We start from the raw sequence: 19825 nt of genomic DNA, 5'->3' as shown, positions 1-19825 counted from the left end.
GTAGCTCGGACCTATATACCATCATAAATAGAAGGGACAAGTAAAACAGGACACGAGCCGAAGGCTCGCGCCAGCGTGGGGTAGTAAGTTGGTAGATAGTAGTTGGTAGTTTGTAGTTTGTAGTTAGATAGATTGTAGTTTGGCTCAAAAGTAAGATGCCCCTCCGGCATAGAGGAGACTAAAATCCGGAATAGAGGAGAACCGATAACGCCCCGATCGCTACCCGCAGGAAAGCTTCCTGTTCGCGGCTTAATAGGTTGCGTAGTTTATCAACTGACTTGTAAATGGTATTATAAACGGTATGTATAGAGATCTGATTTGTTCGGGCAATCTCTTCGTAGGAAAGTCCCAAATAAAACTTTTGATAGATAAGCAGTCGTTGTTTTTCGCCCAGCTGATCCATTTTATCCTTCACCAATTCCCCTACGGTATCTTCGATCGAACGTTGGATAATGCCTTCTTCAACCGACGGGCTGACTGCATTTTCTTCATGAAGCTCCTCGTCGGTAAAAAGAATATTTTCACCCATCCCCTGCTTCCGAAAAAGAGCTCTCAAAAACATCGTCACCAGATAGTTGTGATGATTCAGGATATGACCATTATTGGCTTTGTTCTCCCAGATATATAGAAACACATCGTTAACGACATCCTGAACTTGTTCGATAGGAAAACCTCGCTTCAGGCCAACAAAGGTAAGGTAATGGTGGTAATACTGATATACCTGATAAAAAGCTTCCTCCGATTCGCTACGCACAAATACTTTCCAATAATCTTTCAAGTTTTCCTGTTTAATAGTCGACATCTGCTTCCTTGTATTGGTTAATCTTTCCTCACAAAGGAATAGAACTCTTATTAACAACATGTTAACTACAAATAATCAAAGTGTTATCGTTAGACTACTTCCTACAAACCACAAACAAACAACTACAAACTATAATCTACCAACCACCAACTACGCTATCATCTCTAAAAAAACATTATCTTTCATGCACCTAACGACAACACCATGGCGCGACCAAAAAATAAGACAGATTTAGTCCAGCAGAGTGAAAAAAGTTTTGCCGATCTGCAATCTTTTATCGCCGGTCTTTCCGAGGCAGAGCAGCAGCATGCATTTCCGGCGCAGTACATGAATCGAAATATCCGCGATGTGCTGGGGCACATCCATGCCTGGCATCTGCTGTTTTTGCGTTGGTATGAAGAAGGGATGGCAGGTAGGAAACCCATTATGCCGGCGGAGGGATATACATGGAAGACTACCCCCGATTTAAATCGTATGATTCAAGAAAAATACAGCCAAACGCCATTATCTGACATACAAAAGCTGCTTCTTAACTCCTACCAGGAAGTACAGATCATCCTTGCGGCCCACAGTGAAGAAGAGCTCTTCACTAAAAAGCGCTATGGCTGGACCGGCACCAGTTCACTCGGCCAATACCTGATATCGGCAACATGCAGCCACTATGAATGGGCCTTACGACTCATCAAAAAAGGAACCAAATAAAAAGGCTTTCTGCTGTATTCGAAAATACAACAGAAAGCCCCTATACGATTTACATCTGCTATTATTAGTAACCGAAAATCTCCTCGAGGGTAAGCTTTTTCACTGTTCCTATTTTTTCAAGTTCAGCTTGGTCCAAACCTTTCTCGTCAGCAACAACACAGTATACATACGGTTTACTGCTCATCTCTTTACCATGGAAAGATTTCAAATCCTGAAAAGTTAACTTCGGCGCTTGCTCGTACACCGCTTTACGGATGTCTGTGGTATTTCCTAAACGTCTTGCAGCCATATAGCTATTCAACACGGCGGAATTCGTAATACGCTCGCTTGCGATCGATTTCACCAAACTAGTCTTCGCTGTTTCCAAGGCCGCTGCCGATTCTGGTAATGTCGTTAACAATTCGTTCATCCCGTTCACCGCTTCCTTGAATTTATCAGCCTGCGTACCGACATAAGCACCCACGCTGTAGTGATTCTCTTTCTTCTGTGGCTGTCCGAAGAATGCATACGTGGAGTAAGCCAACGCTTTTGATTCACGGATGGTTTGGAAAACAATACTTCCCATACCACCCCCAAAATAGTTGTTGAACAACGAGATCGTTGGTGTACGGCTGCTGTTGTATAAATCAGAATTTCTGAACCAGAAAACTTCCGCTTGCTTCATATCATAATTTGCAAACAATACTTTATTGGTCTCCGTTGGAAGCTCCTTAAACTGTTCTCCCGCAGCAGGTACGATAAAGGCACTTTTCGAAACTTTCAATGCCGGCAATGAAGCCGTTAACTCAGATAACGAGCGTGGTCCAAAATAAAGTACCGTATGCTTCATATTTGCAAAGTCGTGTAATGCTTTAACCAAATCTTCAGCTTTCAGCTGATCCAATTCGGCATCCGTAAAGGTGTAATTAAATGGGTTCTTAGCTCCATACTTCGCATACGAGCGTAGACCTTCCATAATCGAACTCTTATTCTTTTTCGCATTCTCACGAGATTGCTTCATCCGTCCGATGTACGCTTTAAACGCCACTTCATCCACCACGCAGTTACGAAGTAGGTCTTGAATCAACAACACCGTTTTATCAAAGTTACTATTCAATCCCGAGATTGAAATATTCGTCTCTTCGGCGCCCGAAGAAGCGGAGAAATCAGAAGCCAGCTTGTAAAACTCTTTACTGAATTCTTCACTCGATTTAGCTTTCGTTCCCAAGAACTTCATGTAATCCGTCGCAATACCAAGCAGTTTATTATTCCACCGTCCGGTTTGAAAACGGTACACCATACTGAACAATTCATTGTCCTTATTCTTTACCGCAAGAACCTCTACATCCTTACCCGCATTCTTTTGGATATCTTTATTATAGTCTACCCAAACCGGCTCAATAGCCGCTTCTGGCATGTTGTTTACTTGGGTCAAGAATGCAGACTGATCGGTTCTATTGACGCTAATTGGGGTAATCGTAGGTTTCACCACTTTTACCACATTCTCATCGACACCTTGACGCTTATAAACAATGACAAAATTTTCGTCGTTCAAGTACTTATTCGCAAAATCAACAACATCCTGCTTGGTCACCCCTTTTAGACGTTCCGTATAGCCGAGCTCATTGGCCCAATCCAATTCCGATGTAAAGGCAGACATCAGCTCTTCTGCACGGCTGGAGTAGCTATCATTGCGGGAGATTTGTGACCGACGCTCATTGTTTACAATAGAGGTAATAAGGTCTTCCGAGAATTCCCCATTTCTAAGCTTACGTAACTCACCCAATAGCAGATCACGTACTTGTTCCAAGGATTGTCCTTGCGAAGGATTTCCTTGCAAAATCAACATGGAATAATCTTTCAACACATACGGGAAAGCCGCTGCGCCTAATAACTTTTGGGATTTCACTAAATTTAAGTCGATCAAACCTGCCGAACCGTTAGTCAAAATATTACCCATTAAATTCAGCATCTGCGCATCTTTATGTGCTGCTCCCGGAAAACGGAAACCCATAAACATAAATTCTGAATTCGGACCTTTTACTTCGCGAATAATTGGTTTGGTAATCTCCGCTTCTTTGTCGAACGTGTATGGCGGAATGGTTTTTGGTTGCATGTAAGCAAAAGCGGCATCGATCTTCTTCACCATCGTTGTTGGATCAAAATCGCCCGCCATAATCACTCCCATATTATTCGGCACGTAATACGTGTTGAAATATTCACGAATTGCTTTTAACGATGGATTTTTCAGGTGTTCGATCGTACCGATTACCGTTTGACGACCGTAATTATTACCCGGAAATAACGATTCGAACATCGCCTCAATAGACTTCCGTCCGTCGTTATCCAATCCCATATTCTTTTCTTCATAAACCGCCTCTAACTCTGTATGAAACAAACGTAAAATTGGATTTCTAAAACGTTCACTCTGCACAGCCAGGTACTTATCGACCACATTATTTGGAATATCTTCGATATACACGGTTTGCTCAAAGGAAGTGAACGCATTGGTACCATCCGCTCCCATATTGCTCATCATCTTATCGTATTCATTGGCAATTGCAAACTTAGCCGCCTCGCCAGAAACACTATCGATCTTTTTATATATCGCGGTACGCTTTGCTTCGTCCGTTGTCGAATTGTACTGTTCATACAAGGCATCAACCTGGTCTAATAGTGGTTTCTCTTTGCTCCAGTCGAGGGATCCGAACTTATCTGTTCCCTTGAACAGCATGTGTTCCAAGTAATGGGCTAACCCGGTATGATCTTTCGGATCGGTCTTACTACCCGCTTTTGTGGCAATATAAGTCTGGATCCGTGGTTCTTTTTTACTTGGGCTCAAAATAACGGTAAGACCGTTCTTTAAGGTATAAAATCGGGATTGTGTTGGATCATTAGCAACGTATTTGTAGCTATATCCACCTTCGGACGCCTCTTTCCACTCGAACTTCTGCTGCCCTAAGGCAACACCACTCGTAGCAAGAATAAAAGAAACGACAAAGATTGACTTAAATAATCTTTTCATAAATGAATTCAGTTAGGGGGTACCTAGAACGCTGTAGGGTATACAAAGTAGTAGGTACTATTTGTAAACCACTAAGTTACCATTTTAATTATGCAATAGGCAAAAACATTCTTTATATTCTGTATTTTTTATTAAAAACAAAACTTAAACAAAAAATATTTCGGAAAGTGCAGGGGGATTGGGGCAAAGTTGGAAATTTCAAGTACAAAGTAGAAGTACTCAGTTCTCTCTACTTTGCACGCTCCACAAACTACCAACTACCAACAACTAACCACCAACTACTCCCTACCAACAACTAACTATCTCATCCATCCGGTTTTCACAAAAAAGATGTATTTTCGATAGCTGAAAGAGCGAATTACCTATGGAAGACATCACATTATATTTCTGCCTTGCCCTACTTCTTGCTGTCCTTGTAGTGGTGGTTTTGGCGATTCAGTTAGGTAAAGCAAATAAAAAGAACAACGCCATGCAGCTGCAACTTTCACGCTTGGAAGGACAGGTATACGCCCAGCAGCTTTCTGACATTGACAATAAGCTAAATCCACACCTGTTTAAAAATGTCCTTAACGCGATCCAATCGCATGCCTACCAAACCTACCATTCGCTCGATTCTTTATCCAGTGTGCTCGATTATATCCTATACGAAAGCAAAAAGCAATATGTAACACCCCAGCAGGAGATAGCCTTCGCCTTGAGTCTGATTGAGATTTACCGCATCAAGCTAAGCCCGCTTTTTGAACTCAAGGTCAAGAAAAAGATCAATGAAAATGAACCTTTATACCATCAGCACCTGATGACCCCAATGGTGAGTATTGACCTCATCGAAAATGCTTTTAAACATGCGGATCTGCAAAGTCCAAATGCTTTTATCTCCATTACATTCGAATTTAAGGAGAATAACTTTATGCTAACGGTAGCCAATAAGATATCTAACAAACAGCCTTTAAAGAAGGAAAAGCAAGGCCTTGGGGGTAAAATATTAGAGCAACGTCTGCAAATTATTTATAAAGAAAACTATAAGCTCGATAAGTTTATCGAGAACGATGTCTATATTACGCACTTAAAAATCAATCTACTTGAACACAAAGCTAAAATGCTTGCTGCTCGATGATGAGCTTCCAAGCTTAACCTATTTAAAGCTGCTGTGTGAGCAGATTCCGGCGTTGGAGGTCGTCAAGGTATACAATGCAGCAACCAAACTACTTGCAGATCTGGAGGCCCCGGAGGCGCTAGATTTTGACTTACTCATCACCGATATTGAGATGCCGGAGGTCAATGGCTTGCAGCTCGCCGAGCGGCTCCAGGGCAAAGCGGTGATTTTCACGACGGCCTATTCGGATTATGCCGCAGATGCCTTCGACCTGCATGCCATCGATTACTTGCGGAAACCACTCAAGCTGGATCGCCTACAACAAGCCATTGCGAAAGTCAAGTTGCAACGCCCTAAGAAAGTGGCTCCTGCCCCCAAGACTTTCGTACCAGTCAACAGCGACAAGGGTAAGCTGTTGTTGTACTTCGATCAAATCTGTTATATCCGCACCGCAGATCTAGATAGTCGCGACAAGGTGGTATACCTGTCGGATCACAGTGAAGTAACACTTAAAAACATATCCTTCGCACAGTTGATAGCGCTCCTACCCACCGACGCCTTTTGCAGGGTCAACAAAAAGGAGGTGATTGCCATGCGCCTGGTTTCCTCTTTCTCCCACGAAGAGATTACCAGCACGCTAGCCGGAGAGCAAGGAAATAAAACCTTCATTTTAGGCGAAAAGTTTAAGACGGACTTCCTGCAGAAGGTCGCCTTTTAAGTTTTATTACATTTTTTCCCCTTTCTATTACACCCGTACCGGATAAAACCTAGAATTGTTTTATTTTTCCAACCTCGATGTTCGCATCAAACAGAACAGGTCTTATGAAAAATATAAAAAGCAGTATATTCTATATCGGTATTATCGGTAGTTTCTCGCTTTTAATCTATTGGATTATCAGCAAAGGGACAGGTATGGAGGTCGGTCGTCAGATTGCGACCGAAAGATCCGGAAAAAGTCAGTGGGAGGAGTTTATCCTGACCTTACTTCACAACCTGCAACATCCACTCGCCATCCTTCTGGCACAGATTATCATCATCATCCTGGTCGCACGCGTATTTGGTTGGTTGTTCAAAAAAATAGGTCAGCCTACTGTTATCGGAGAAATTATTGCCGGGATTGCTTTAGGTCCCTCCTTTCTCGGGATGTACTTCCCCGAGTTTTCGGCTGCGTTATTTCCGGTAGCATCGCTGAGTAACCTACAGTTTTTGAGCCAGATTGGATTGATCCTCTTTATGTTTATTATCGGGATGGAGCTAGATCTGAAAGTGCTGCAAAACAAAGCCCATGATGCGATCGTCATCAGCCATGCCAGTATTATCTTTCCCTTCGCTTTGGGTGTCGGCTTAGCCTATATTATTTACAGCACTTTTGCACCCATGGGGGTAGAATTTTCTTCCTTCGCCCTCTTTATCGGTATCTCCATGAGCATCACCGCCTTTCCGGTGTTGGCGCGAATCGTCCAGGAACGGAATCTGCAAAAGACGAAACTAGGTACCATTGTCATTACCTGTGCGGCAGCGGATGATATTACCGCCTGGTGTATCCTGGCTGCCGTGATTGCCATCGTTAAGGCGGGTTCCTTTTGGAGCTCCCTTTATATCATTGTCCTCGCCGTGGGGTACGTTTTCCTCATGGTGAAACTCGTTCGGCCCTTCTTAAAGCGTATCGGTGATATGCATGCGACCCGGGAGAACCTCAGTAAACCGATCGTAGCCATCTTTTTCCTTACTTTGATTATCTCCGCTTACCTGACGGAAGTTATCGGTATCCATGCCTTGTTTGGCGCTTTTATGGCGGGCGCCATTATGCCGGAGAACAATAAATTCAGAAATATATTTATTGAGAAAGTAGAGGATGTAGCCTTGGTATTACTGCTGCCTTTATTCTTTGTATATACCGGTTTACGTACGCAGATCGGCCTTTTAGATGAGCCTTATTTATGGCAGGTAGCGGGGTTGATTATTCTGGTTGCCGTAGTCGGTAAATTTGTCGGCAGTGCCTTGGCGGCTCGTTTTGTCGGACAGAACTGGAAGGATAGCTTAACCATCGGGGCGCTGATGAATACACGTGGTTTGATGGAGTTGGTGGTTCTGAATATCGGTTACGATCTGGGTGTTCTTTCTCCGGAGATTTTTGCGATGATGGTTATTATGGCTTTGGTCACCACCTTTATGACGGGCCCTGCCCTGGATCTCATCAATAAAATCTTCCATAAAAAAGACACGATTATCCCGGACGAAATCAGCATGGTGGGTAAGTATAATATTTTGATCTCCTTTGGTAACCCGGAACGTGCCCGAAGCCTACTTCGTTTAGCCCACGGCTTGGTTAAAAAATTGGATAAGAGCTCTTCGATCACGGCGATGCACTTAACCCCAACCAATGACCTGCACCAGTATAATGCCGATCAATATGAAATGGAAACTTTCGAACCCATCATTGACGAGTCAAAACAGATCAATCAAAAGATTACAACGCTCTTTAAGGCGGCAAACAATATGGAGTCCGAGGTGGTGGATATTGCGAATGAAGGGCCTTACGACCTCTTGCTGATCGGTGTCGGACAATCCATCTACGAGGGTAGTGTATTGGGTAAAATTTTCGGCTTTACCACGCGTATTATCAACCCGGAGAAGCTGATCTATCAGGTGATGGGTAAGGAAAGTCTGTTGGAAAATCCGATGTTCTCCTACAGTACACAGCAAATCCTGCACCGGGCGAAAATATCTGTCGGTGTCTTTATCGACAAGAAATTCGAAAAGGTGGATCATATCTTACTGCCGATTTTTACAGCCAACGATTTGGCACTGGTCAAGTATGCACAGAAGTTTATCCATAATGCACAGTCGCAAGTAATTATACTTGACCCGCACAGCTTGGTTCCAAAGAGTACCGCGACGATGGAGCTGATTCGTGCGGTGGAGCAAGTGGCACCGAACCACATTTCGCGGTATGAGAACCGTGAAATTGACAACGAACTATTGGCGTCGCAGGATTTGGTGTTGTTAAGTATGGAGAGCTGGCGTCAGCTGTTTGATGAGAAGAATATATGGCTTTCGCATATTCCGTCTACGCTCTTGATTAAGGAACGGGAGTAGGTTGGTTGGTAGTTGGTAGTTGGTAGTTTGTAGTTGGTTGTAAAAAACAAAACGCGGCAATCTATCATTGGATAAAGATTGCCGCGTCGTGCCTCCTCGCGATGACGATGAGGCGGGATCATGGTGAGTCTTTTATGTAAAAGATAGTTAACCCCATGTTTCTACCCGCCTGCCTACCCTAGAAAGGCTCAACTTAACAGTAAAAGAGCCAAAAGTGAGACTATTTTGCGCCCCAAAACGTCCATACGGTGCCGTTATAAACACAAAGTAGTTTGTTTTTCGTATCGTAAACCATCATGCCAGGACTCGGATTGATGATGTTAAGGTGTGGTTCCGCTACTTTAGGCAAGACCATCGCTTTGTCGGATTCTTCTAGGACTAAGACACCATCGGTCGCTGTAGCTTCTCCAACACTCACTTTGGATCCGGCCACTTCGGTCTTTGCCGTTTGGATGGAAACATCGACCATGCCTGTATCATCCATGGTCAAATCGAACCAGCTGTTTTCTTTCAGGTACTTTACTTTCTTGTCTGTGGCATCGAAGATGATTGTTCCATTTTCGGTAATACCACTTTTATTTTCGACATAAGGCAATACAAGGCCTTTGTTTTCGGTATTTCCAAAAGAAAGGGATACCGATGCATTCTCAGCTTTATCCTTACTGATCAATACCTGTGCTTTTAAGCTTACTCCTGCCGATAGCAGGACGAACAAAAGTATGTTTTTCATTATTCTATTGTTTGTATCGGCAAGCCGATATGTTTATTTTTTTCTACTAGACTGCCGCGTCATGCCTCTTCGTCGTAACGAGAAGGAGGTCTAGACAATTAGGACACGAGCTGAAAGCTCGCGCCAGCGATGTGCTTATTTTTCTACTAATAGATCGCCGCGTCGTGCCTCTTCGTCGTAACGAGAAGGAAGTCTAGACAATTAGGACACGAGCTGAAAGCTCGCGCCAGCACGGAGTTTTCTTGCGCTAGTTCGAGCCTGCCTATCGCAGGCAGGCTTGTCGCTCGGACTTGTCTTGTAATAACCAGAACGGGACACGAGCCGAAGGCTTGCGCCAGCGATGTGACCAACAAAGGACAAAGTAAGGGCGACCATAAGGGTAGCCCCTACAGTATAGCGACTAAAGTCAGTTACAGCAGCACAAGTACGTACGTACAGTCAGTCCCCCAAAAGGCTCAGCCACAAAATTTAGCTGCGCTGAGCCCTTCGGGGTTTGTGGCTCTACTACTCACTACTTCACACTCTCTACTAGCAACTTCGTATACCCCCTACTAACCACCAACTACTAACCACTATCTACCAACTACTCCCAACTAACCACCAACTACGAACCACTATCTACCAACTACTCCCAACTAACCACCAACTACTAACCACTATCTACTAACTACTCCTTACTAGCAACTTCGTATACTCCCTATTAACCACCAACTACAATCTACGAACCACCAACTACTCCGGACAACCTTGTACGCCCATTTCGAACCATTTATAGGTAACACCTGCATCTGCTGACGTATATACTTTCAAACAATTGTTTGTCGTATCATATACCATCATCCCTTCCACGAAGTGTGCTTCCGGAATACCGATTGGATTACCATTGCTATCAAAAGGAAGGCGATTCAATACAAATCCTTTCGTTTTTGATTCCAGGACCAACCATGCACCCGTACGTACCATCGGCCAATTATCGCCATCGATAGCACCGGCACGTCCTAGCGTGGTATACCCTACATAGCTACCCAATGCAGTACCTGTTACGATCCCCGGAAGGTAACAAGGTGCAGATCCCACCACCATATCAAATGTCGATGAACATCCTTCGGCATTCGTATACGTTATCGTTATTTCACCATACTTATGTCCCGTTACCAATCCATGATCAGAAATGGTTGCAATCGTAGGATCTGAAGAAACCCAAGGCGTTACATCGGCCGGATTGCCACTACCTGTAAGTTGTGTCTTTCTTCCGACCCCCACTTCCGCTTCACCAGTAATAGTTGGTGCATCTACAATGACCGTTACCACTTCCGAGAAGGTCGTACAATATGTATTGCTAAGCCCCAAATAGTAGTAAAATGTTCCGCGCACATTACTAGACGGTGTAAAGATAGGCTGTGTTGCACCGGCAATAGGCACACCTCCTTCGGTACTTTTGGTTGTATTTGCATACCACTGATAGGTCAATTCTCCACCCGTTACCGTCGCCACCAAACTACTTACATCACCAAATTGACATACCACTTGAGACAATGGTGTGATTTCCTGAATATCCGGTGTAGTTTTGGTTACTGTTGCCATTGCTCTTGGTGAGGTACAATTATTTACCGTATCCACGTACTCCACCTCATACAAGCCCACACCTACTTCAAGCGGATTAACTTCGTCCCCAGTAACTTTATCGAACCATCTTAGGATCACATTCTTTGGTAATGTACCGGTATAAAGCGTCGTTAAATCCGCTGTATATTTTCCACATCCGATGTTGATGTACCCTGGCGATAATGTCGGTGCCCCCGTTGGCGCATCACAACGGAAGATTAACTCATTGGTACTCGAGTAAGTTCCCGGAACCTTACCAAAATCGATCGATATACCAATACCATTGTCTGTAGCTGCTGCCGCATTGATATGATTCTTAAAGACAGCGTCTGCTCCTAGATTTCCAGGTAATCCACTATACAATCCCGAATAATAACCCGACCAAGGTACACCAGATTTATATCGAAAGGCTTCAAAAGCATCTGTTTTCACGACCCCCATGGTGTAATAGGGTGCTTTACCGTTGACAAAACCGGGTCCTTGATCACCACCAGACAAATAGGTATCCCAACCATGTGCTAATTTAACGCTTTCCCGGTTTCCTTCCGGGATTTCTACTTCATAGGTAACGCCCATTAACCACTCGGGAGCCGTATAGGTATAGGTAACAGTCAAAAAATAATCCAAACCGTTATGCGGAACCTTCATGCGAATGGTATTTTTTTGCGCTCCACCATCCGGTCCGAGTTCATCTATACAGGTGTTTGATAATACCAAGGGATTAGCCCCTTGCGTTTTACCCGTTGCTACCAGCGTAGCTGTCGTATAGGTACTATTTCCAATAGACAATACCAGACCATGTTGTGTACCTGGATGATTGTACAAGCCTAACGTTGCATCCAAGCTACTTGCATAGATCTGTTGTCTGTTTTCACGGTATATCTGTAAATTTCCGGCACCCGACATCTGTATCTTCAAGCCATCGGTTGCTGTTAAGCCCCCATTTTTATTAAAGACTTTTAAGCCGGTACAATTTACACTTAAACTGTAGTCTTCGATCTCTCCAATAGATGGCGCTAAACCATACGCACCTGTTGTAAGTCCGTCCGCGTAGGCTCGTTCATCGTACGTAGTGGCAGTATTGTCACTGAGCACTAGACCTGATAAACGCAAGCGTAGATACACATTGTCCGACCGATCTAAAGCACCGGTTACCGCTGCCGGCCAGGTTAGATCTATGATACCATTCACCATTCCTGTTGGTACGGCGAAGCCTTTCACCTCTCCTATATCAAAGACTCCATTTCGGTTAAAGTCTATCCAACCATATAAATTTTTTATTGCCCCTGTCGTGTTTGTCACCTTAACTGGAAGCACAAAATCTGTACTTGCTTGAATAATATGATCCGCTGGATTAATCCCATCTTCATCAATTCCATCCCCATTAAGTCCATTATTATCCGATCCTTTTATCACATTTTGTGCCGAAGGTTCATCATCTACCGATAGTCCCATACGGAGTGTCGGACTTAGCGCGTGCCGAGCCGGCAAGAAAGTTCCTCCAGGTTGATCATAACTAATCGGCGCATCACCGTAATCTAAATTATTCGTCACCGCAATAAAATGATCCTCTACCTCTCCAATAACTGTCGTACCATACAGCCCAGTGCTTAAGCCATCACCAATAGCCCGTTCGTCTACTAGTGCCCCTGTTGGCGCTGTTGTATAGTCTGCCAAGGCCGTATTGGACAAACGCAAACGTAAGGCCAACTGACTCGGTGTACCCACAATTTTAGCTTGTGCCGCAGTCCAGCTTAATGCTACCAACGTTGCATTAGCTGGAACCGAGGTCCATGCAAATTCACCTGCCTCAAACCGTCCGTTGCCATTAAAATCAATCCATGCATACAGGATTTTTGCCCCCCCCGTTTTATTAGTTACTTTTACAGACAGTGAGTATCCGGCTCCTCCACCAGCAAGAATCGGAAGGATCTCCATTCCCCCTTCATCATCTATACCTGTAATATTGTCCCCATTAGCGGTACCTTCCTCCACTTGCTTTTTACCTTCCCCATCTGGGTAAGAATCTCCAATAAATAAACCGACACTTGGTATATGTTGAGCCGGCACAGTCGCGCCATCTCGATTTATTTCATAACTATTCGCTAGATCGCCATAATCATACATCCATCCCACATTTACCCTATAGTCTTCAATCTCGCCAGGTTGAATTGCCCCATAGACACCGGTACTAAATCCATCAGCAATAGCCCGTTCATCGACTACCGCAGCATTGGCACCAGAGGTCAGATCCGTAAGCGTACCTTCCGATATACGCAAACGCATATACAGGTTTTCTGCATCAATAGGAATTGCATTAGTAGTCCCCGATCCAGCGGTCCACTTCAATGTGACCCGTTGCTGTGTATCAGCAGAAGGCACGGAAAATATAGCCACCTCAGAGGCCTCAAAACGTTTGTTATTATTAAAATCAATCCAACCATATAAGGTTCGTGCAGCGCCTGTTTTATTAAAAACATTAACATTGGCATAATAATCGCTACCGCGGTAAACAGGTACAAGCTCTTCGATTCCATCTTCATCTGCACCATCGCCCAATAGACCGTTGTTATCCGCGTCATCTATTACATAAGCCGGAATCTCCTCTATATCGACTGTTTTCCCAAGGCGTAATGCCGTGGAAATCGTTTGTCGCGCAGCGACCACTTCCCCATCCTTATTCCGATCAAAATTCATGGGTGCATCGCCAAAATCGTACAAATTTGTTGTCACCAAAAATTGATAGTCCTCTACTTCGCCCAACGTATTATTTCCAGCCCCATAACTTCTTGAATCAATTAATGATGGAAACAAATTATTGCTATTTGCCGGTAATGCCACATCGCTTAATCGCAAGCGGGCATATACTTTCCCTGCATCAATTACTTCAGGAGCGAGCAATGCTGTTGCTGCGGCCACCCAAGTCAGGGTAAAATCTGTCGTCGCATTCGCAACAGCCGCAGTCTGAATATAAGCAGCTTCATTTCCGTTAAAGATGCCATCACCATTAAAATCGATCCAACCATACAAATGTTTGGTTCCAGCCGTCTGTGATGTCACCGGCACTTTAAGAGAGAATTGCAGCCCACTATATACGGTTGGAATAAGCGCTAAACCATCCTCATCGACGCCGTCCCCATTTAAGCCATTATTATCGGCACCTGCATTTACCGGGGTATTGGCTAGTTCAAAATCAATCTCCTTTCCAATTGTTAACTGCGGAACAAAGGTATTGGTATGGAAAGCTGGCCTACCATATTCGTAACTGACGGGTAGATCCCCAAAATCTCGGATAACCGTCAACTGGTAATCTTCTACCTCGCCGGCAGACACCGATGTGAATACACCTGAAGGTAATCCATCGGCAATAGCCCGTTCATCGACAACCAAAGCATTGGTTCCTGTCGTTAGGTCACCAATAGCAACCTCCACATTGGGTTGCACCAAGCGCAAACGCATATACACTTTGTTGGTTGTCGCTGCTATGGCTTTAGCTTGTGCTGCGGTAAAGCTCAACGTAACTAAATCTGCATCCGTAGGCACAGAAACAGAACTGAACTCGGAAGCTTCAAATCGACCGTTATTGTTTACATCGATCCATGCGTATAAGGTTGCTGCAGCCCCCGTTGTATTTGTTACCGCAACAGAAAAATTATTAATTGCACTCGCATTTAAGAATAATTGCTCATTCTGTAGACCGTCATCGGAAATACCATCCCCATTCGGGTTATTATTATCCGCTCCCATTGCGACGGACAGTGGATTTTCTTCCACGGTAAAGCGCCTTCCCAGCTGTAACTTATCATTTGGTAAATTTCGGGCTGGTTTCAGGTTTATCACTGGATCGGTCCCATCTTTGTCCATATTGTAGCTCGCGGGTGCATCACCATAATCCAAATCGCGGATCACACTAAAGCGATAATCTTCCACTTCACCGTAATACGGCACATTGTACACCCCGGTATTTAATCCGTCACCAATTGCACGTTCGTCCACATCGTTAGTTGCAGCATTATCCGCTCCGGCCACTTGTGCCAAACGAATACGTACATACACCTGATCCATTCCGTCCGGGATCATATTCGTTTGGCTACCTCGAAACCAAAAAGTTTTGGTGGAAGAACCAGTCGCGACCGTTTGATACCCCGTAACAGCACCTGTCGCTAAGGTATAAGCGGCTTCATTCGCCTCAAACCGTCCATTACCATTAAAATCGATCCAGGCTATAACATTGGCCGCCACAGTAGTTTCTACCGGAATATCAAAACTAAACGGAGCACCTTGGATAATGATCGGAAGCTCCGTAAGTCCATCCTCGTCTGCTCCATCGCCATTATCTCCATTATTATCCATTTGGGGTTCTACGCGAAGCGGGGTCTTCTCATTATCAACCAGCTTGCCTATACGAACGCCATTATGGGCCATATGTCGAGCAGGCACGGTTACTCCGTTGCTATTCTGATCGTAAGAAACTGGCGCATCGCCGAAATCATACCATCCAATCGGTACTTGATAATCCTCTACCTCACCAAAAGCGATCGTGGGATTATTTACGGCACTTGCAGTCGAAAATGCACCATTGCCCACGCTTCTTTCATCAATTAAGTCTCCTCCACTTCCTGTTGTTATAAAATCATTTAACGCCAGATTAGACAAGCGTAACCGCAAATAAATCGTTTCTCGACCAGCCGTAATTTGTGCGGTTTGAGCCGCCGTCCAGGTTACAGTTAATGAAAGTGCACCATATCCGGTCGTACCCGCTGTCGCCACCTCTCCGACCTGGAATTTTCCATCCCCATTGAGATCCAGCCAACCGTATACATATTTTGAGTTCGTCCCCAACACTTCTGGTATATTAACCGGCACAGCGATGCTGTACGTAGCCCCTGGACTTACACTCACCAGCTTTTTTAAGGCGTCTTCATCCGCCAATCCCAAAGCATTATCCCCCTGCGTGTTGTTCTCTGCATCGGGAGACACCGACGCTGCTTTATCTTCTACATCGATCTGACTACCGAGCGTAAAACCCGTAAATGGCGCGTGAAGCGCAGGGCGGTAGTTGCCATCTTTATCTTTTTCAAAACTTTCCGGCAAATCACCGAAATCAAAGGTCTTTACCACATCAATCTGGTAATCCTCCACCTCTCCACCTGCAATAAAAGCGTTATCTATTTCAAGAGATGTTCCAAATGCGCCACTTCCTATGCTGCGCTCATCGATCAAAGCACCACCACTAGCAGCCGTTGTGAAATCGTACAAGGAACGGTCCGATAAGCGCAAGCGCATATAGAGTTTACGCGTATCGGTAGGAATCATCCCAGTTTTCGTGTTATTCCAATTCAATGTCTGTATACTAGCTCCCGTCGTCGTAAAAGAGACCTCGATATTGGCCATTTCTTCCAACTGGAATTTGCCATCGTTATTAAAATCGATCCAACCGTATAGATATTTTGTTGCGGTTGAACCGTTCCTTACGGGCACATCAAGGCTATAGGCTACCCCTTTACGTACTTTAGGAATCGCACCAGCATCCAAGGCATCTTCATCCAGACCGTCCCCTTTATCGTAATTATTGCTTGCATCAGCCAACACACTATGCGGCAAAAGCTCCAGATCTGGTTTTAAAGTACCCAGCATTAGCCCGGTAACCGGTTTATGTACCGCCGGTGCATAAACACCATCCTTCGTATAGTCATAACTTTTTGGGGCATCGCCGTAATCATAGACTGCATTCATGACGGTACTCCAGTCGTTGCTTAGATGAATATTATCGACCTCCAAAGTGGGCGCATTTCCTGCGGTCCCTTGTACCAAACACATCGCAGATAATGCACCGTCCGTCCCAGATATCGTATTATACGTTGCATCCGCTGTTACAGGTTCATCCCCTGTTGAAGGATTAACAAATAATTTAACAATGTCATTGTTTGAACCCGCTACGACCTCGTACTTTAGAACAACATGAATATTTTGATTAAACGGTCGTACGGTCGATTCATACACTGGCGTTCCCGTGTTTCCGCGAAGGACGCCAAAACTAAAGCCGGCACCATTCCGACGAATATACAATTTAGCACCAACGTTAATAAAAGGTGTCGCATTCGTACCCAACGCAAAAAAATAGTCTCCGGTTATATTTGCGGCAGACAAATTAACTACCAAGGCGCTATAAAGCGATGCTGATGTCACCGGAAAAGTACGGTACAAATCTTGTCCATTGTTCGCCAGCGCTATTTTATTACCGATACCGCTTCCAATGGCCCCATTGAATTCCAAGTTTCCTTTAACCAGCGTTATCGCATTGGCACCCGCATTCATCTGTGTCCAATTGTAACCGACTAATGTCTTTCCTGACGGATAACTAAAACTTTCCGTAAGCACCGTTTGGGCCGCTGCATACCCTGGACCTAAGAACATGAATAGAAATACCGTGATCAGGTATTTCCAATTACAACTGTAGGGTTTTTCCTTTATCATTGTTTGTCGTTATTATTTGCAAGGCATCTATCAAGACAAAGAGGCGAAATGATCTCATGCCTGTGTTTTACAAAAATTGACTGTTGCACTTTTGATAACGCACTATCAAAAGCACAACAGTCTATTTAAACTCAGTTATTGGCGTTTAATCAACACGTCTCCTTTAAAGACACGTTTATTTCCACCTTTAACCGCTTCGATAATATAGAAGTAGGTTCCTTCATTCAAACCTCTTCCATCCCATCTGTTATCGTATCGATCTTGTCGATACACCTCATTCCCCCACCTGTTTACAACGATCAGTTTGATATAATCGTAGTTTTCATATCCCACAATATGGAAGTAATCGTTGTGTCCATCACCGTTTGGCGTAAACACATTTGGAATAAAGATATCACGTGGTGTCACCTCTACCCGCACCTTCGCCGTACTTGTTTTCCCGCGTAGGTCCGTAATACGGTATTCAAATGTATCTTCTCCAACAAAACCATGTTGTGGTGTATATGTGACCGTTCCATCGCTATTTACGGTCACCGTACCATATAAAGGTCTTGCCACAATTTCCACCGAAGAGGCTACAATCGGTGTTTGTTCTGCCAAATCGTTTAAGAGGATATTAAAGACGTTTTCGTTATTTGGATAGCGATCCGCATATGCCAATATAAATTGATCATCCACGGCCACAGGTCCACTAATGCTAAACTTGGTTGCCCAAATAGCTTCGGCCGTCTGAATGGCACTGACCAGCATCTTTTCACGGGTATGTACCCCTTGCGATTCCACCTGGGTAACATCGCCTATCCAGTTATCGCCGCCTGCATACTGCATAATTTCGGCACGACTATCCACAAAGGCCGTTCCATTGGTCAATGAATTATGCACCAAGGTATAGTCAGCACGCATCTCCCGATCGCCTAAAATTTTCCATATCCGATCCATGCCAACATTTGGATTTTCAATGACCAGACCAGCTGCCGCATAGTCCACGACACCCACTTGCATGTTGACGGCTTGTGTTGGTTTTAGAATCGCCGGACTATAGCTGTCTTCATTGGTTCCAACAGGGAACAAGAAGCGTTCGCCTAGTTTCATCGCCTTCACAAGCATGCTGGCTGGATTATTTCCGGTCACGACAAAGCCACGAACATATTGCCCGAGGTACTTTTCACTTCCAGCGTTAAGTAGTTGTGTTTGCTCCCCCAAGTATAGGGTCGAACCATTTAACAAGATATCGCCGCCAGCCACATTGAAATCAATATTGGATGCAACTCTTAAATCGGCATTATTGGCGGTGTTTCCTCCGATACCAAACCCTGGATCCTGGATATTTGCCAATTGAATATTGGATGGGTTATCAATAACGATATTAACAGCAATATAGTCCCCACCATTCCCGTCGATTAACGTAGCTTGTTTCCCCCATCCCTGATAATATGGATTTACACCCGGATCTTTAAAGATGATCTTTCCAGTTCCTGTTAACTTTGCGGTTGGCGCAATCCATACCTGCTTACTATACACATAAAGGTCCCCATCCATCTTCCACTCGGCATCCGGACCGATATATAGTCGTTCACTATAAATAACCTCTGAAGTCCCCGCACTAACCTTCTTGCTTCCGTTATCTAAAAATGAACTGCCACTACCATTTTGGGCATATATCTTACTTCCCCCTAATACGGAAAGTAAGATATATGCTCCTATTGTTATGTTTTTTATCATAATATTCTTTTCGTAGATGATTAGCAAGATTTCTAGCACTTCAACAGACCTGCGAACCGCAGGTCTGCCGAAGTATTTGAAACTTATGTTAGATGGCGTACATCTTAATTTTCTACGTATTCTACAATCAGGTAGTACTCTCCTGCTGGATGAACACCAACTACCGATCCCGCCGTTCCGAAAAGAAGGGTTTTTGTTGCCGCATTATAGCTCACCAAATTTGTTGATACACTATTTGTTGCCTTATTGATCAGACGAATACCAATGATGGTAATATCTGCAGGAACTGTTGCTGGCAATACATGTTCTACATTTGGCTGTGCCCAGTTGAAGGTTAATGTTATTTCTTTCACGTTTGTTCCGCTTAACCATTTACGACCTGTATTTTGAATCACTTCTTTGTAATCGATCTGTGCTAACTCCGTTAGATCAATTGGGTGAACGGTACCACTTGCATCTTTATACGTAAACTCAGATCCGTCAAATGTTACGTTACCGTCGTTACCTGAATTATTGATTACATTGATGATCTCATTCTTTACATCTTCGTTTGAAATGATATCCGTAAAGTTCTGGATTACGCTCGCTGGG

10 protein-coding genes are annotated in these 19825 nt (G+C 44.2%); 4 read left to right on the top strand and 6 right to left on the bottom strand.

The window, feature by feature from the left end; all coding sequences use genetic code 11:
* Window positions 1-178: 178 nt before the first annotated feature.
* Window positions 179-802, bottom strand: a complete 624-nt coding sequence (locus tag B9Y69_RS01300) for an RNA polymerase sigma factor (protein WP_159451784.1) — start codon at window positions 800-802, stop codon at window positions 179-181.
* A gap of 204 nt (window positions 803-1006) precedes the next feature.
* Here B9Y69_RS01300 and B9Y69_RS01295 point away from each other — a divergent pair, with 204 nt between their 5' ends.
* Entirely contained in the window at window positions 1007-1504 is a 498-nt protein-coding gene (locus B9Y69_RS01295) for a ClbS/DfsB family four-helix bundle protein (RefSeq protein WP_085471210.1), read from the top strand.
* Between the two features lie 64 nt (window positions 1505-1568).
* On the opposite strand, the gene B9Y69_RS01290 is transcribed toward B9Y69_RS01295, so the two are convergent.
* A complete protein-coding gene (locus B9Y69_RS01290; RefSeq protein ID WP_085471209.1) occupies window positions 1569-4508 on the bottom strand; it encodes a M16 family metallopeptidase in 2940 nt (979 codons plus the stop codon).
* A gap of 364 nt (window positions 4509-4872) precedes the next feature.
* Between B9Y69_RS01290 and B9Y69_RS01280 the strand changes: the two genes are divergently transcribed.
* The 3 genes from B9Y69_RS01280 to B9Y69_RS01270 all read left to right on the top strand — a co-directional run bounded on the left by B9Y69_RS01280 (window position 4873) and on the right by B9Y69_RS01270 (window position 8700).
* On the top strand, window positions 4873-5622 hold the full coding sequence (locus B9Y69_RS01280; protein ID WP_085471207.1) for a histidine kinase: 750 nt from the start codon (window positions 4873-4875) through the stop codon (window positions 5620-5622).
* Window positions 5588-6319 carry a LytR/AlgR family response regulator transcription factor gene (locus tag B9Y69_RS01275; protein ID WP_085471206.1) on the top strand — a complete coding sequence of 244 codons (732 nt, stop codon included), beginning with the start codon at window positions 5588-5590 and terminating at the stop codon, window positions 6317-6319. Before B9Y69_RS01280 ends, B9Y69_RS01275 begins: the two co-directional genes overlap by 35 nt.
* A gap of 104 nt (window positions 6320-6423) precedes the next feature.
* On the top strand, window positions 6424-8700 hold the full coding sequence (locus B9Y69_RS01270; protein ID WP_085471950.1) for a cation:proton antiporter: 2277 nt from the start codon (window positions 6424-6426) through the stop codon (window positions 8698-8700).
* Window positions 8701-8920: 220 nt separating this feature from the next.
* On the opposite strand, the gene B9Y69_RS01265 is transcribed toward B9Y69_RS01270, so the two are convergent.
* From B9Y69_RS01265 to B9Y69_RS19160, 4 genes are all read right to left on the bottom strand, one after another.
* The gene (locus B9Y69_RS01265) at window positions 8921-9430 is read right to left on the bottom strand and encodes a hypothetical protein (protein WP_085471205.1); all 510 of its coding nucleotides are present in this window, start codon (window positions 9428-9430) and stop codon (window positions 8921-8923) included.
* A gap of 732 nt (window positions 9431-10162) precedes the next feature.
* Entirely contained in the window at window positions 10163-17512 is a 7350-nt protein-coding gene (locus tag B9Y69_RS01260) for a GEVED domain-containing protein (RefSeq protein WP_085471204.1), read from the bottom strand.
* Between the two features lie 135 nt (window positions 17513-17647).
* Window positions 17648-19234, bottom strand: a complete 1587-nt coding sequence (locus B9Y69_RS01255; protein ID WP_085471203.1) for a T9SS type B sorting domain-containing protein — start codon at window positions 19232-19234, stop codon at window positions 17648-17650.
* 104 nt (window positions 19235-19338) lie between these two features.
* A partial coding sequence (locus tag B9Y69_RS19160) for a hypothetical protein (RefSeq protein WP_200811726.1) occupies window positions 19339-19825 on the bottom strand: 487 nt, incomplete at its 5' end.

The sequence above is a fragment of the Sphingobacterium psychroaquaticum genome (genome assembly GCF_900177625.1).
Taxonomy (GTDB): domain Bacteria; phylum Bacteroidota; class Bacteroidia; order Sphingobacteriales; family Sphingobacteriaceae; genus Sphingobacterium; species Sphingobacterium psychroaquaticum.
The sequence above is the reverse complement of the archived record's forward strand: the minus strand, read 5'-3'. Positions and strand labels throughout refer to the sequence as shown.

Coding starts and splice junctions, on each gene's coding strand:
- B9Y69_RS01280 (WP_085471207.1), top strand. CDS start 4,873: ATGGAAGACATCACATTATATTTCTGCCTTGCCCTACTTCTTGCTGTC.
- B9Y69_RS01290 (WP_085471209.1), bottom strand. CDS start 4,508: ATGAAAAGATTATTTAAGTCAATCTTTGTCGTTTCTTTTATTCTTGCT.
- B9Y69_RS01255 (WP_085471203.1), bottom strand. CDS start 19,234: ATGATAAAAAACATAACAATAGGAGCATATATCTTACTTTCCGTATTA.
- B9Y69_RS01265 (WP_085471205.1), bottom strand. CDS start 9,430: ATGAAAAACATACTTTTGTTCGTCCTGCTATCGGCAGGAGTAAGCTTA.
- B9Y69_RS01270 (WP_085471950.1), top strand. CDS start 6,424: ATGAAAAATATAAAAAGCAGTATATTCTATATCGGTATTATCGGTAGT.
- B9Y69_RS01260 (WP_085471204.1), bottom strand. CDS start 17,512: ATGATAAAGGAAAAACCCTACAGTTGTAATTGGAAATACCTGATCACG.
- B9Y69_RS01300 (WP_159451784.1), bottom strand. CDS start 802: ATGTCGACTATTAAACAGGAAAACTTGAAAGATTATTGGAAAGTATTT.
- B9Y69_RS01295 (WP_085471210.1), top strand. CDS start 1,007: ATGGCGCGACCAAAAAATAAGACAGATTTAGTCCAGCAGAGTGAAAAA.